The 14,063-nt window shown below is 63.8% G+C and carries 15 protein-coding genes and 1 tRNA gene; 4 read left to right on the top strand and 12 right to left on the bottom strand.

Annotation, left to right across the window (positions count from 1 at the left end):
• Window positions 1-47: 47 nt before the first annotated feature.
• The 7 genes from ureG to AC1DJB_RS19540 form a co-directional block, all read right to left on the bottom strand.
• A complete protein-coding gene (gene ureG, locus AC1DJB_RS19510) occupies window positions 48-665 on the bottom strand; it encodes an urease accessory protein UreG (RefSeq protein ID WP_441433753.1) in 618 nt (205 codons plus the stop codon).
• Between the two features lie 16 nt (window positions 666-681).
• Complete coding sequence (locus AC1DJB_RS19515) at window positions 682-1,350, bottom strand: urease accessory protein UreF (protein ID WP_441433754.1); 669 nt, start codon at window positions 1,348-1,350, stop codon at window positions 682-684.
• Between the two features lie 135 nt (window positions 1,351-1,485).
• Complete coding sequence (gene ureE / locus AC1DJB_RS19520; protein ID WP_307053820.1) at window positions 1,486-1,971, bottom strand: urease accessory protein UreE; 486 nt, start codon at window positions 1,969-1,971, stop codon at window positions 1,486-1,488.
• Between the two features lie 20 nt (window positions 1,972-1,991).
• Window positions 1,992-3,737 carry an urease subunit alpha gene (gene ureC / locus AC1DJB_RS19525; protein WP_332602622.1) on the bottom strand — a complete coding sequence of 582 codons (1,746 nt, stop codon included), beginning with the start codon at window positions 3,735-3,737 and terminating at the stop codon, window positions 1,992-1,994.
• Window positions 3,734-4,120, bottom strand: coding sequence for an urease subunit beta (locus tag AC1DJB_RS19530; RefSeq protein WP_307053818.1), 387 nt, complete (start codon window positions 4,118-4,120; stop codon window positions 3,734-3,736). The genes ureC and AC1DJB_RS19530 overlap by 4 nt, the downstream gene beginning before the upstream one ends.
• Window positions 4,121-4,129: 9 nt before the next feature.
• Window positions 4,130-4,432 (bottom strand): urease subunit gamma, encoded by a 303-nt coding sequence (locus tag AC1DJB_RS19535; RefSeq protein WP_284990846.1) that lies wholly within the window; start codon window positions 4,430-4,432, stop codon window positions 4,130-4,132.
• A gap of 204 nt (window positions 4,433-4,636) precedes the next feature.
• The gene (locus AC1DJB_RS19540; protein ID WP_059388356.1) at window positions 4,637-5,245 is read right to left on the bottom strand and encodes a DedA family protein; all 609 of its coding nucleotides are present in this window, start codon (window positions 5,243-5,245) and stop codon (window positions 4,637-4,639) included.
• 96 nt (window positions 5,246-5,341) lie between these two features.
• Here AC1DJB_RS19540 and AC1DJB_RS19545 point away from each other — a divergent pair, with 96 nt between their 5' ends.
• Window positions 5,342-6,733, top strand: coding sequence for a CoA transferase (locus AC1DJB_RS19545; protein WP_476910746.1), 1,392 nt, complete (start codon window positions 5,342-5,344; stop codon window positions 6,731-6,733).
• Between the two features lie 54 nt (window positions 6,734-6,787).
• On the opposite strand, the gene AC1DJB_RS19550 is transcribed toward AC1DJB_RS19545, so the two are convergent.
• A tRNA-Lys gene (locus AC1DJB_RS19550) sits at window positions 6,788-6,860 on the bottom strand.
• A gap of 243 nt (window positions 6,861-7,103) precedes the next feature.
• On the opposite strand from AC1DJB_RS19550, the gene AC1DJB_RS19555 reads away from it, so the two are divergent.
• The 3 genes from AC1DJB_RS19555 to AC1DJB_RS19565 all read left to right on the top strand — a co-directional run bounded on the left by AC1DJB_RS19555 (window position 7,104) and on the right by AC1DJB_RS19565 (window position 9,634).
• Window positions 7,104-7,763: a hypothetical protein gene (locus AC1DJB_RS19555; protein WP_078106945.1), complete on the top strand. Its 660-nt coding sequence runs from the start codon at window positions 7,104-7,106 to the stop codon at window positions 7,761-7,763.
• A gap of 238 nt (window positions 7,764-8,001) precedes the next feature.
• Entirely contained in the window at window positions 8,002-8,619 is a 618-nt protein-coding gene (locus AC1DJB_RS19560; protein ID WP_078106946.1) for a DUF47 domain-containing protein, read from the top strand.
• 1 nt (window position 8,620) lies between these two features.
• A complete protein-coding gene (locus tag AC1DJB_RS19565) occupies window positions 8,621-9,634 on the top strand; it encodes an inorganic phosphate transporter (protein WP_441438122.1) in 1,014 nt (337 codons plus the stop codon).
• Window positions 9,635-9,741: 107 nt separating this feature from the next.
• On the opposite strand, the gene pstB is transcribed toward AC1DJB_RS19565, so the two are convergent.
• The 4 genes from pstB to pstS all read right to left on the bottom strand — a co-directional run bounded on the left by pstB (window position 9,742) and on the right by pstS (window position 13,870).
• The gene (gene pstB, locus AC1DJB_RS19570; RefSeq protein WP_059388353.1) at window positions 9,742-10,521 is read right to left on the bottom strand and encodes a phosphate ABC transporter ATP-binding protein PstB; all 780 of its coding nucleotides are present in this window, start codon (window positions 10,519-10,521) and stop codon (window positions 9,742-9,744) included.
• 48 nt (window positions 10,522-10,569) lie between these two features.
• Entirely contained in the window at window positions 10,570-11,679 is a 1,110-nt protein-coding gene (gene pstA, locus AC1DJB_RS19575) for a phosphate ABC transporter permease PstA (RefSeq protein WP_059388352.1), read from the bottom strand.
• Entirely contained in the window at window positions 11,679-12,611 is a 933-nt protein-coding gene (gene pstC, locus AC1DJB_RS19580; protein WP_284990886.1) for a phosphate ABC transporter permease subunit PstC, read from the bottom strand. The genes pstA and pstC overlap by 1 nt, the downstream gene beginning before the upstream one ends.
• A 140-nt stretch (window positions 12,612-12,751) precedes the next feature.
• Window positions 12,752-13,870 carry a phosphate ABC transporter substrate-binding protein PstS gene (gene pstS, locus AC1DJB_RS19585; protein WP_059388351.1) on the bottom strand — a complete coding sequence of 373 codons (1,119 nt, stop codon included), beginning with the start codon at window positions 13,868-13,870 and terminating at the stop codon, window positions 12,752-12,754.
• Between the last annotated feature and the right edge of the window lie 193 nt (window positions 13,871-14,063).

The following is a 14,063-nucleotide window of genomic DNA, read 5'->3' on the forward strand; positions in this document are numbered from 1 at the left end:
AGGTGACCCGTCCGCCGACGAGAGCTCAGCCGCCGTCGCCGTCGTGCTCATGACGCCAGGTCGAGCATCAGGACATCGTGCCGCATCCATGCGATGACCTTGTCCAGCCCTTCGTCGGTCTTCAGGTTGGTGAAGCAGAAGGGCTTGTCGCCGCGGAATTCCTTGGAGTCCCGTTCCATGACGGACAGGTCTGCGCCGACGAATGGGGCGAGGTCGGTCTTGTTGATGATGAACAGGTCCGACTTGATCATGCCTTGGCCGGCTTTGCGGGGGATTTTCTCGCCCTGGGCGACGTCGATGATGTAGATCGAGAAGTCCACGAGTTCGGGGCTGAACGTGGCGGAGAGGTTGTCGCCGCCGGATTCGACGAAGATGACCTGCAGGTCGGGGTGGCGTCTCTTGAGTTCCTCGATGGCCGCCGTGTTCATGGAGGTGTCTTCGCGGATGGCGGTGTGCGGGCAGCCGCCGGTTTCGACGCCGAAGATGCGGTCTTCGGGAAGGATGCCGTTGGCCGCGAGGATTTTGGCGTCTTCGATCGTGTAGATGTCGTTGGTGATGGCGGCCATGGAGATTTCCCGGCTCATGTGGCGGGTCAGGCGCTCAACGAGCTGCGTTTTGCCGGCACCTACCGGGCCGCCGATACCGATCTTGATGGGTTCAGACATGTGTCCTCCTATGGTTCTAGCTCATGAACATGCGTGCACGTTGCCATTCGTGCCGCATCTGCGAAATTTCCAGGCCGGGGCTGACGGCTCCGAAGTCGTCCCAGCCGAGGTGCCGGACATGTTCGACGGCGGCAGCGACGTCGTCGTGCGCTTTGCGCAGCAGCCGCTGCCCGGAGTTCTGGCCGAGAGGGATGGCGCGCACGGCGTTCTGGGTCAGCGAGGTGACCGCCGCGAAAAGGTACGCGGCCAGCGCTTCTTCGAACGGCACGCCCAGCGAGCGCGCGACGACGGCGAACGCCAGCGGCTGATGGCCGGCGGCCCCGCCGGTGGTCACCATAGCCCGATAAGCTTCCAGCTCGGCCGAGGGAAAGACTTCGCTCCCGATCTCGATCAGCCGCCCGCCCATTTTGGTACTCGCCTCCCGCAACTGCCGAGGCAAGAGCTGAGCACTCAAATGAGCATCCAACTCCCCCAAATCCACCCCTTCATAAAGGAACCGGATGGCCAGCCCATCGGAATAAGTCAACTGCTGCCCCACAAACGCAGACAGCCAAACCCCAAAACTCCCCTCATCAGCCACGACCCCACGGTCGATGTACGTCTCAAACCCCAAAGAATGAGCAAACGCCCCGGTAGGAAGAGCGGAGTCGCACAACTGCTGGAGGGCGAGCTGATAGGAGCTCACTGCTGCCCCCCGAAGGTGACGTGGACGGCGTAGGTGGGTGATAGGGGCCGCGGCGTGGCGGGCACCGCGGAGCGGGCACGGCCCCTATCACCCACCGGAGGCTTGCCTACCGGGTTAACCGCAGCCGAAGCAGGCTCAGTGCGTGTGTTCAGCATGGCGGAAAGGCACCGGCATTACGCGTTCCTGGCGGTCATAAGGCACGCCGACGTGTTTGAGGTAGTCCTCGACCGTGTGGTCGTACTGGCACACCATGACTTCGGCCCCGTATTCGGAGTCGCCGTCGAAGAACTGGGCCTGCAGGTGCCTGTTGCCGAGGGAGTGCGCCACTACGCCCATTTCGTAGATGCTGCGCGCGGCGATGACCAGGACGTCGCTCGGCAGCACGGAGACCACGATGAGGTTCGCCTCCTCGACGGCGAGGATGTCGCCGTCGCGCAGGTCCCCGGTTCCGGCGGGGAGGCGGATGCCGAGCTCCTTCCCGTGGTCCGTGGTGACGCGTTGGATGCGTTTGACCAGCTGGGCGCTCGGCAGCACGACCTTCTCCTTGTGGAGTTTGGCCAGCGCCGCGGCCTCGGCCTGCGGCAGTTCGTGCAGGTTGCCGAGGATCTTTTCGATGATCATGTGGTTCTCCTCCCGGCGATCTAGAAAAGGAAGTAGCGCTGGGCCATGGGCAGCACGTCGGAAGGCTCACAGGTGACGTCCTCGCCGTCGACCGTCACTTTGTAGGTTTCGGGGTCGACGGCGATATCGGGAGTTTCGCCGTTGAACTTGAGGTCCGCCTTGCGCAAGTTCCGGATACCGGAGACCGCCCGGATGACGCGTTCAAGGCCAAGCTCTTCCGGAACGCCGGCGTCGATGGCCGCCTTGGACAGGAAGGTAATGGACGACTGCTGCAGCGCTTTGCCGTGGGTGGCGAACATCGGGCGCATGGTACGTGGCTGCGGTGTGGGGATGGAGCCGTTGGAATCGCCCATGAGCGCGTAGGCGATCTGCCCGCCTTTGAGGACCAGTTCAGGCTTCACACCGAAGAAGGCCGGATTCCAGAGGACGAGGTCGGCGAACTTTCCCACTTCCACGGAGCCGATGGAGTCTGCCATTCCCTGCGCGATCGCGGGGTTGATGGTGTATTTGGAGATGTAGCGCTTGATCCGGAAGTTGTCGCTCTCCGCGCCCAAGCCGTTCGGAGCGCCGTGGCTTGCACCTGACGCATCCTTGAGGACGCCCCGCTGCCGCTTCATGGCGTCGGCCACTTGCCAGGTGCGGATGACCACTTCGCCCACGCGGCCCATGGCCTGGGAATCCGATGAGGTCATGGAGAAGATGCCCAAGTCCTGGAGCACGTCTTCGGCGGCGATGGTTTCGGCCCGGATGCGGGAATCAGCGAACGCCACGTCTTCCGGGATGTCCGGGTTGAGGTGGTGGCACACCATGAGCATGTCCAGGTGCTCTTCGATGGTGTTGCGCGTGTACGGGAGCGTGGGGTTGGTGGATGCCGGGAGCACGTTGGGCAATCCGGCGATCTTGATGATGTCCGGAGCGTGGCCGCCGCCGGCGCCTTCGGTGTGGAAGGTGTGGATCACTCGGCCGTCGATGGCCTTGATGGTGTCCTCCACGAATCCGCACTCGTTGAGGGTGTCCGTGTGGATGGCTACCTGTACGTCGTATTCGTCGGCTACGCGCAGCGACATGTCGATCGAAGATGTCGTGGCGCCCCAGTCCTCGTGGACTTTGAGGCCCACTGCTCCTGCGCGGATCTGTTCGGCGAGCGGCTCGATGGCGGACGCGTGGCCCTTGCCGAAGAGGCCTATATTGATCGGCAGTCCTTCCGCGGCTTGCAGCATCCGCGAAATGTGCCATTTGCCGGGCGTGATGGTGGTGGCCTTGGTACCTTCGGCTGGTCCCGTGCCACCGCCGACCATAGTGGTGATGCCGCTGCACAGGGCCGTGGGGACTTGGTCCGGGGAAATGTAGTGGATGTGGGTGTCGACGCCGCCTGCAGTGAGGATCTTGCCTTCCCCGGCGATCATCTCAGTACTGGCCCCGATCACGATGTCCACGCCGTCGGCGATCTGGGGGTTGCCGGCCTTGCCGATCTTGAAGATGTGGCCGTCTTTGAGCGCCACATCGGCCTTGTAGATTCCGGTGTAGTCGAGGACCACGACGTTCGAAATGACGGTGTCCGGGACGTCCTCATCCCGGGTCACTTGGCCGTTCTGCCCCATGCCGTCGCGGACCACTTTGCCTCCGCCGAACATGACCTCTTCGCCGTAGACCGTGTAGTCCTTCTCGATCTCAAGGAAAAGTTCGGTGTCCGCCAAGCGGATGGAGTCGCCCGTCGTCGGGCCGTAAAGGTCTGCGTACTGCTTGCGCGAAATTTCGAAGCTCACTGGGCTGTCCCTTCTGTGCTGGCACCGGGCCGGTCGGTGTAAGCGGCAGCGCCGCCGTCGTTCTTTCCGGCGTCGGCGTCAAGGGGACCGTTGACGGCGTTCCGCAGGCCGTAGACTTCGCGGCGTCCCGCAAGTGCAATGAGTTTGACGGTCTTGGAATCGCCGGGTTCGAAGCGCGCAGCCGTTCCGGCAGGGATGTCCAGCCGGCGGCCGAAAGCGGCTTCGCGGTCAAAATCGAGCGCGGGATTCGACTCGGCAAAGTGGTAATGCGAGCCCACCTGGACCGGGCGGTCGCCACGGTTGACGACGTCGACGGCGATTGCCTCGCGTCCGCTGTTGCAGGCGATGGGCTCTGCTTGGAGACGGTACTCACCGGGAATCATGTTGGCCTCCTAGCGGATCGGGTCGTGGACGGTGACGAGCTTGGTGCCGTCGGGGAAAGTGGCCTCGATCTGGACGTCATGGATCATCTCTGGCACGCCCTCCATCACGTCTTCACGGCGAAGCAAGGTGGTCCCGTAGCTCATGAGTTCTGCGACGGTTTTGCCGTCACGGGCGCCCTCGATCAGTTCGTAGCTGATGACGGCCACGGCTTCGGGAAAGTTGAGCTTCAAGCCACGGGATTGCCGACGGCGGGCGAGGTCGGCCGCGACCACGATCATGAGCTTTTCCTGCTCACGGGGCAAAAGATGCATCGGTTCTCCTTAAAAGTTCTGTGCTGCAGAAGCGGACATCAGATCACTCGAGGCTCAGATAAGCCGAGGACGTCGGGGCAGCTACTACGGTTATAACGCCAAACATCAGACATATCCAGTTGGACCATTCACCGCCCCTCCCGAACGAATTGTGACCAGCCTAAAGCCTTTAAGTTTCCGCCGGATTTCCGTGATCCCGCGGCATCAAGCCTTCTTGGCGCGGTGCTTCCTGACCTGCCAGACAAGCACAATCGCCACCACAATTACTGCCACCACGGCCGCTGCCCCCCGGCCCACCACACGGGCCACTTCTTCGTACGAATTTCCGGCCACAAAGCCGAGCGTCACGAACAAGGACCCCCAGATAATGCCGCCGCTGAAATTCCAGAACGCGAAGCGCCGGTAGGGCATGCGGCTGAGTCCGGCGAGCGCAGGCATCACGGCACGGAAGAAGGCGGTAAACCTGCCCAGGAGCACCGCGACGCCGCCTTTGTCCTTGAGGAAGTCTTCGGCCCTCTGCAATTGGGCGCGTCTCTTGTCCAGGATTTTCAAGGCCATCACCCGCGGACCGAAGTGTTTGCCTATTTCGTAACCCACGGTGTCCCCCGTGATCGCGGCCGTGACCACAATGGCGATCATGGCCCACAATTCGAAGAGCCCGCGGCTCGAAATCACCCCGCCGACCACTGCCGCCGTTTCACCGGGGATCACAAAGCCCACAAAAATTGCATCCTCAGCGAACACGAGGGCGAAAACGATGCACGCGATCACAAGCGGGCTGGTATTCAGGAGTCCGTCCAAAAGCGCTTGCATGAAGAACAGTCTGGCAGTTGGAGGCCCACTTGGGCAGGAGGCGTTAGATCCGGCTGCCATTGCTCGTTTCGTGTGGCCCCGTCAAGAATGGTGAGTGTGAACGACAGCTTCGCTGATGTGACTTCCCGAGTGTGGCACGCAATCGGCGCCGATGATGCGGATTGGCCGGCCACTCAGCTAACGACAACAGGGCCCCGGGCCGTTCTCCCGGCCGTTTTCGACGTGACAGGACTGGCGACGGGGGCGGTTGTGGTCGCGACAGTGGCCGCTGAGCAGTTCCTCGCAGCCCGCCGCCAGTCAGGGCCGCGAGCGGTGACGGTAGACAGCCGGGAGTCCTGCGCCGCGTTCGCCTCCGAGCGGCTGTTCACCCCGATCGGCTGGACCCGGCCGCCACTGTGGGACCCCATCGCCGGGAACTATCGCACGGGGGACGCGTGGATCAGGCTGCACACCAACTACGCCAGCCACCGCGCCGCCGTCGAGCGGGTGCTTGGCGCCCATGACCGCGAAACAGTTCAGGCCGCAGTGGCTGGGTTGCCCGCCGAAGAATTGGAGACGGCCATCGTGGAGGCGGGCGGATGCGCCGCCGTCATGCGCAACCGCGGGCAATGGCTCGCCTCGGCTCCGGGGATGGCGACGGCGGACACGCCGCCGCTGACCGTCGTCGAACGCCGTTCAACCGGCGCCGGCCCACCGGACACTGTCGGCGAAATGCCCTTCCACGGGGTGCGTGTGCTCGACCTGACGCGGGTGATCGCAGGACCCGTGTGCACCAAGTTCCTCGCCGGTTATGGTGCCGACGTGCTGCGGATCGATCCGCCGGGCTTTGAAGAGGTGCCGTCGCTGCTGCCTGAGACGACGCTGGGCAAACGAACCGCCGCTTTGGATCTCGCTGCCCCGACCGACCGCGCGATATTCGAGGAACTGCTCGCGGCCGCCGATGTGCTCGTGTCGGGACTGCGGCCCGACGCCCTGAAACGCCTGGGCTACGACGACGGGTCCCTGATCGCCATGAACCCCGGCCTGATCATCGCCAGCTTGGACGCCTACGGCTTGGATGGTCCCTGGCGCAATCGGCGCGGGTTCGACAGCCTGGTCCAGATGAGCTGCGGAATCGCCGACGCCGGAGCCACCGCCAGGGGCCAAGCGGAGCCCACCCCGCTTCCCGTCCAGGCCCTCGACCACGCGACCGGCTGGCTATTGGCCGCGGCCGTCGCCCGTGCCCTGACCCGGCGCCTTAGCCACTCGGTGACGGCCCGCATCCAGGGCTCACTCATCGGTACGGCCAATTTGCTGTACTCGCTGACCCCGCCGACTGATCACCTGTCCGTAGCTGCACCGAATGACTTCACCTTGGTGGAAACCAGCACCGACTGGGGACCGGCGCGACGCGTGCCACTTCCGGGGCGAATCGACGGCGTCGCCGCGCATTGGTCGCAGCAAGCCGGACCGCTCGGCCGTCACCCGGCCGCGTGGGCCACGCCGTAGTTTCGCCTGGCACAAGTAAACCCCCGGAACCGTGCGGTTCCGGGGGGTTTTGGGTGGGCCCTGTGGGGATCGAACCCACGACCCACGGATTAAAAGTCCGATGCTCTACCAACTGAGCTAAAGGCCCCTGCCGACTGTAGAAACAGCCATAAATACTGTACCTCAAGCTCAAGGCCGTTTTGACACGCTCGGCCCCCGAGCGGTCCTGACCTTTTTTGAGCCAACCCCGACGACGACACGCGGCAACTACGGCGTGTCGCGGCACCGGCGGAATCAAACAAGGTCAGGAAGGAACGCCCCGCGCCCGAGGGCCACCACAACAAGCCCAGTCAAGAGTGCACGAGCGAAAACACAGGAGTAGCGTTGGGGCATGAGCGAACAATCGGGACCTCCTGTGTACGGCGGAGCAAACAGGCATCACAAGCCGAAACCCTTCGCGCCGGTTGACTTCGAGCCGTTTGCCGGCGGAGCGGACCCTGCGCGTGTGTCCGAAGCCGCTCACCTTGCCGCCCAGGCGCTCGTGCGGCGAGGTCGGGACAGCGATGACCCCAAGATCACCAGGCGCCTCGTGAAGCTCGCTGACGAGCAAGGCCTGGAGGCCATCGCCGAAATGTGGGCAGAGAGCCCCGCCCGGTCTTTGCCCGGCGCATTGTGGCGGCTTTATGCATTGCGCGCGGCCACCATGCAGAACTCCGAGCGCATTTCCGTGTACTTCAAGGCCGGCCGGGACACCGCCCAGGTTTCCCATGTTGTGGCGGGGGCAGCCGAGCCGCCGGGGGCGGACGAAATGAAACAGATGGCGGATGCCATCCTTTCGGGAGCGTTCGACGGCGATTTCGACGTCGCGCTGGAACGCTCAGCCGCGTTTTGCCGCGTCGTCGCGTTGGGCCAAGCCACCCTGGCGGACAGTGCAGAGCATTCCAACGAAGGCCACGCAAGCAAGCTGACCCGGAACTCCCACCAGCTCGTGAAGACCGCGGAAGATCTCGAGCACGCGGCCAATGCTTGGCGCCTGGGCGAGCTGGACTGACGTGAAATATAAGGGTGCGGGACCGTCACAACCACCCCTGCCGCCAGCTGTCAAGATTGACTTAGCTCGGATGACGTAGAAAACTGAAACTGGTGTCGAACCGCGAAACCCCCGGGCTTCAACTTATAGCCGCTTCGAGCGGCCTACCGCCGAGAGGCGTATCCGGTTCGGCACCATTTTTATGCCCTTCGGCGAAGACGCCGCCCCACCCCTATCCCTCCCGCCTACCGGAAGCCAAATGAAGCTGCGTCTCTTCCCCCAAGAACCCGCCGGGTTGCAATTGTTGTCGCAAATGGCCCGCCAGATTCTTGAGGCAACCGGGACGCTTTCTGAGATCTTCGGAGCTCCTGTCGCGGAGCACGAACGGCTTGTGGAGGAGATGCACGAACACGAGGCGAAATCCACGGATCTGCATTTCGCCCTCTTGACCCACATGCGCACGAGCTTCGTGAACCCGCTCCCCCGCGAGGACATGTACGCCCTCTCCCGCTTCCTCAACGAGGCGATGGAAAAGCTGGATGCCGCGGGCGAGCTCGTGGCCCTCTACAAACTGGATCGGGTGCCCAAGCGCGCGGCGGACCAACTGGAGATCATCAGCCGCCAGGCGGAGCTCACGGTTGATGCCATGCGCCAGCTGGACGATCTGGACGAACTCGAGGATTACTGGATCGAGGTGCTGCGGCTGGCCAAGCGTGCGGAACGCAGCCACCGGACCTGGGTGGCCGAGATGCTCCGCGACATGAAGTCCACCCAGTTTTCGCGGAACCGTGACGTGGCCAATCAACTGGTTGACGTCACCAAGGACATGCGGCGCGTCGCCACCCAGGTAGGCAGCATCATCGTCAAGGAAGCATGAGGTGGCAGTCGCGTTCTTCGCCCTTGTGGTGGTGCTGGCGGCTGGCTTCGCATTCCTGAATGGCTTCCGCGACGTCTCCACCGCCGTCGCGCTCTCCGTGCGGACCCGCGCCCTCACTCCGTCAGTCGCCGTTGTGTTGGCAGCGGTCTTCAATTTTGCCGGCGTGCTCCTCAGCGGCTGTTTCGCGCTGGTTTTCAGCCAGTCCTGGGTGGTTCTCCCCTCGGGAATGAACGGGCTGACCATGCTCGCCGCGGGGCTGTGCAGTGCCATCCTTTGGGGAATCTACGCTTGGTGGCGCGGTGTGCCGCTCTCGTCGACCCATGCCTTGGTAGGAGGCCTCGTGGGCGCCGGAGCCGCAAGCGCAGTGATGGGAGGCAGCTCCGTCAACGGGGTAGACGGTATTTTGCTGGCGCAAGTGGTCCTGCCGTTGCTGCTGTCCCCCGTGATTGCTTTCCTTGGTGCCTATCTTCTCGTGTGGCCTGTCACATGGGCCGCCCGCTACACCCAGCCCGATGTCGTGCATGGCCGCTTCCGCCACGCACAGTCCGTCTCGGCCGCTGCGGTCGCGCTCGGCCACGGACTGCAGGACGGGCAACGAACCGTAGCGGTGATCCTGTTGGGCGCCGTGGCTGCCGGAGTGTCCGACTCCAGCGACCTCCCGTTGTGGGTCATCCTGCTGACGGCCGTCATGCTCACGGCGGGAACGCTGTGTGGTGGTTGGCGCATCTCGTACACCTTGGGTTACAAGCTGACGCGGGTAGACCCGATGCGGGGATTCATCGCCCAGAGCCTGACCTCACTGATGTTATTCATCGGTGCCATCGGCCTCCATTTGCCGCTTTCCACCACGCACACTGTGACGTCGGCAGTGCTTGGTGCGGGAACCAACCAGAACTTTTCCGTCACCAACCGCCGGATGGTGCTGCGGATCCTGGGGTTCTGGGTCGCGACGCCGATCGTTACCGCCGCCGTGGCGTTCGTCCTCGGACTGGCGCTCTCACCGCTTTCGCACTGAGTCCGGCGAGCCGCGCCAGACACGAAAAAGCCCGACGGCGGTAGTCACCTGGATAGGTGACGGTCGCCGTCGGGCTTTTCGCGTGGTTCCCAGGGAGCCGCTGGGGCCTATCCGAACCGGCCGGAGACGTAGTCTTCCGTGGCCTTCTGGGACGGGTTGTTGAAGATGGTGGTGGTGTCCGCGAACTCGATGAGCTTGCCCGGCTTGCCGGTGCCGGCGATGTTGAAGAACGCGGTCTTGTCGGAAACGCGTGCAGCCTGCTGCATGTTGTGGGTCACGATCACCACGGTGTACTCGTCCTTGAGCTCGTTGATGAGGTCTTCGACGGCCAAGGTGGAGATGGGGTCAAGCGCAGAGCAGGGCTCGTCCATGAGGATGACCTGCGGTTCCACGGCGATGGCACGGGCAATGCAGAGCCGCTGCTGCTGGCCGCCGGAGAGTCCGGAGCCGGGCTTCTCGAGGCGGTCCTTGACCTCGTTCCACAGGTTGGCGCCGCGCAGGGACTTCTCCACGAGTGCGTCGGCCGCGCCCTTGCTGATCCTCTTGTTGTTGAGCTTCACGCCGGCCAGCACGTTGTCGCGGATGGACATCGTGGGGAACGGGTTGGGCCGCTGGAAGACCATGCCAACCTGGGTGCGGACCGTCACGGGGTCCACGCCGGGGCCGTAGAGATTGTCGCCGTCGAGCAGGACTTCGCCCTCAACGCGGGCACCGGGAAGCACTTCGTGCATGCGGTTCAGGGTGCGCAGGAAGGTGGACTTGCCACAACCGGACGGGCCGATGAATGCCGTGACCGATTTGGCTTCAATGTTGATGTTGACGCCCTCAACGGCCAGGAAGCTGCCGTAGTAGACGTTCAGATCCTTGACGTCGATCCGCTTAGACATGGTGTTCCTTCGGTGCTGTGGTTGGAAGTTTGCGTGTGGCCTGGCGGCTCAACGGCCGGCCTTGGGGGCGAAGATCCGGGCGATCAGCCTGGCGCCGAGGTTCAGGAGCATCACCAGGATGATCAGGACCAGCGCGGCACCCCATGCCCGCTGGCTCGACGGGTCCGGGTTGGACGGCGAGGTCGGGTTCAGGATCTGCGTGTAGATGAACGTAGGCAGGGAGGCCATCCAGCCGCCGAACACGTTGTTGTTGATCGTTGTGGCGAAACCTGCGGTGACCAGGATCGGAGCCGTCTCGCCAATCACCCGGGCGATCGCCAAGGTGACGCCAGACGCGATGCCGGAAATCGCCGTCGGGATGACCACCTTGAGGATGGTGCGCCACTTGCGGACACCCAGCGCGTACGCCGCCTCACGGAGCTCGTTCGGGACGATCTTGAGCATTTCCTCGCTCGAGCGGACCACCACCGGGATCATCAGGACCGAAAGCGCGACGGCGGCAACCGCACCGGTCTTGGTGCCGGGGCCCACCACGGCGAAGAAGAAGGCTGCGGAAAAGAGACCTGCGACGATCGACGGGATGCCGGTCATAACGTCGACGAAGAAGGTGATGGCACGGGCGAGGGCCCGGTCGTTGCCGTATTCCACCAGGTAGATTGCGGTCAGCAGGCCCACAGGAACCGAGATGACCGTTGCAAGCAGGGTGATCTGCACGGTGCCCAGAAGCGCATGATAGATGCCGCCGAGGACCTTCGTGCCTTCATCGACGCTCTTGTTGTCGAGGGAACCGGTGACGCCGTTCATGGAAGTCGTCAGGAAGCCTGGGGTGATGATGCCCGGGATGCCGTTCACGAGGACGGTCCAGATCACCGAAATCAGGGGCAGCAGCGCCACAAGGAACGAGCCGACGATCAGGCAGGTGGCAAGCTTGTCGCTCGCCTTGCGGCCGCCTTCGACAACTGCGCTCCAGCCGACCAGGCCGATCGCGAACAGGATCGCGGACACGAGGCCCCAGCCGAAGGCGTTGAAGCCGATCAACGCAAGGATCGCTGCGCCGAGCACCAGGGCGACGGCCAGGACGACGTAGGGTGCGAAAGCCGGCAACTGGCCCTTGGTCAGTGCGGAGCGTTTGCGCGCCACGGGGGCTGTGACAGTCATTAGTTGGCTCCCGAGAATTCTTTGTGCCTGGAGATGATCCAGCGTGCAATCATGTTGACACCCAGGGTGATGACGAACAATACCAAGCCCGCCGCGATCAACGTGCTGACCTTGAGCCCGCTGGCTTCAGGGAAGTTCAAGGCGATTTCAGCGGCGATGGTCTGGTTTCCGGTCTGGATCAGGCTTGCGGTCAGGACGCCGGAGGACAGGACCAGGGCGACGGCCATGGTCTCGCCAAGCGCGCGGCCCAGGCCCAGCATGATGGCGCTCACGATACCGGGGCGGCCGAACGGCAAGACAGCCATCTTGATCATTTCCCATCGGGTCGCGCCGAGGGCCAGTGCGGCTTCCTCGTGGAGCTTCGGGGTCTGCAGGAAGATTTCACGCGAGAGTGAAGTGATGATCGGCAAAACCATGACGGAGAGGACGATACTCGCGGTCAGGATGGTCTTGCCGGTAGCGGAGGCCGGGCCTTGGAAAATCGGCAACCAGCCCATGTTGCTGGCCAGCCAGCCGTAGGCGGGCGAAATCTGGGGGGCAAGGAACGCCGCGCCCCATGCGCCGTAGACCACGGAGGGAATGGCCGCGAGGAGGTCCACCACGTAGCCGAGACCCGAGGCAAGCCTGCGGGGAGCGTAGTGGGAGATGAACAGCGCGACGCCGATGGCTACCGGAGTAGCGATCACCAGCGCGATGACGGCGGCAATCAGGGTCCCGACGACGATCGGCCCGATGTAGGCGAAGAAGCCGTGGCCGCCTTGGATGTCCGCGGGTGGAGCCACAAGGGCCGGAATGGCCTGGATGACAAGGAAAAGTGCGACGCCGAAGAGAACCGCGAGGATCAGGCATCCCGCGGCCAGGGTGGCTCCGGAGAAGACCTTGTCCCCGGCGCGTCCGGCACCTTGGGAAGTGGTCAAGGAGTTGGTGGTCACTTCACGATCCTTCAGATTCACTCAAAAATGGCCAAGTTCCCCGCCCCGTCCGGTGATGTTTCACCAGCGCGGGACGGGGAACGTTGATATTCAAGGGTAGTGGCGCCGCGGTCCGCGGCACCACTACTTCATTGTGGTCCTTAGGCCTTGGCCTTGATGGAGTCAACAGCGGCCTTTGCCTTGTCCTGCAGCGCCTTGGAGAGCGGAGCGGACTTGGCGGAGCCGGCAGCGGCCTGCTGGCCGGCGTCGGAGACTACGTAGCTCTCGAATGCCTTGACCAGGTCAGCGGTTTCCTTCTTGTCGTAGGTGGTGCAGACGACGTGGTAGGAAACCAGCACTACCGGGTAGGCGGAGGAATCCGTGGTGGTGCGGTCAAGCTTGATGGAAAGGTCTCCGGTCGGGCGGCCTGCAACGGGCTTGCCCAGTTCAACAGCCTTGGCGGCAGCGGCCGGGGAGATCTTGACGAAGTCCGAGCCAACCTTGATCTGTGCGGTGCCGAGCTTGCCGGAGACTGCGGAATCGTCAGCGTAGGTCACGGCGCCCGGGGTGTCGGTGACGGTCTTGACGACGCCGGAGGTGCCCTTGGCGTTCTCGCCCTTCAGGGACGCGGGCCACAGGCCGGCAGCCTTGTCGGTCCAGACCGAGGGAGCAGCGGATGCCAGGTAGTCCGTGAAGTTCTGGGTGGTGCCGGAGTCGTCAGAGCGGTTGACCGGGGTGACCTTGAGGTCCGGAAGGGTGACTCCGGCGTTCAGGGCGGCGATTGCCGGGTCGTTCCAGTTGGTGATCTGGCCGCGGAAGATCTTCGCAACGGTGTCGGCGTCGAGCTTCAAGTCCTTGACGTTCGGGATGTTGAAGGCAACGGCGATCGGGGAGATGTACACCGGGATGTTGATGGCGCCGTCGGTGCCGCACTTGGTCTTGGAGGTGGCCAGTTCAGCGTCGCTCAGGTAGGCGTCGGAGCCTGCGAACTGCGCGGAGCCGTCAAGGATGGCCTTGCGGCCTGCGCCCGAGCCGTCCGGGGAGTACTGGACCGTGGCACCCGGGTTCGCGGAAGCGAAGTTGGTCTTCCAAGCGTCCATTGCGGCGCCCTGCGCCGAAGAGCCGATGCCGGTCAGGGTGCCGGTGACCTTGACGCCTGCGGCGCTCTGGGTGGCTGCCGGGGCGCCGGTTGCGTTGTCTGAACCACAAGCGGTCAGCGCAAGGGCGCCGACTGCGAGGACCGCGATTGCCGCGTTGCGGCCGAAGCGAGTTGCCTTCACTGGGATGTACCCCTTCCAGGGATTCTCTGATGCGTACCGAGGGAGAAAGTCGGCATACGAAAGATTTGCGTACGTGTTTGTACCTTTATTGACGGTAGGAGTCGCAGGTAAAGGGATCGGCGGTCCAAAGTGAACGGGAGGTGAACGGCTGTGGACCATTGGCTTACATGTGCAGCGTCACCCTTGCGCTTGG

The sequence above is a fragment of the Arthrobacter sp. 01T428 genome, from assembly GCF_056398685.1.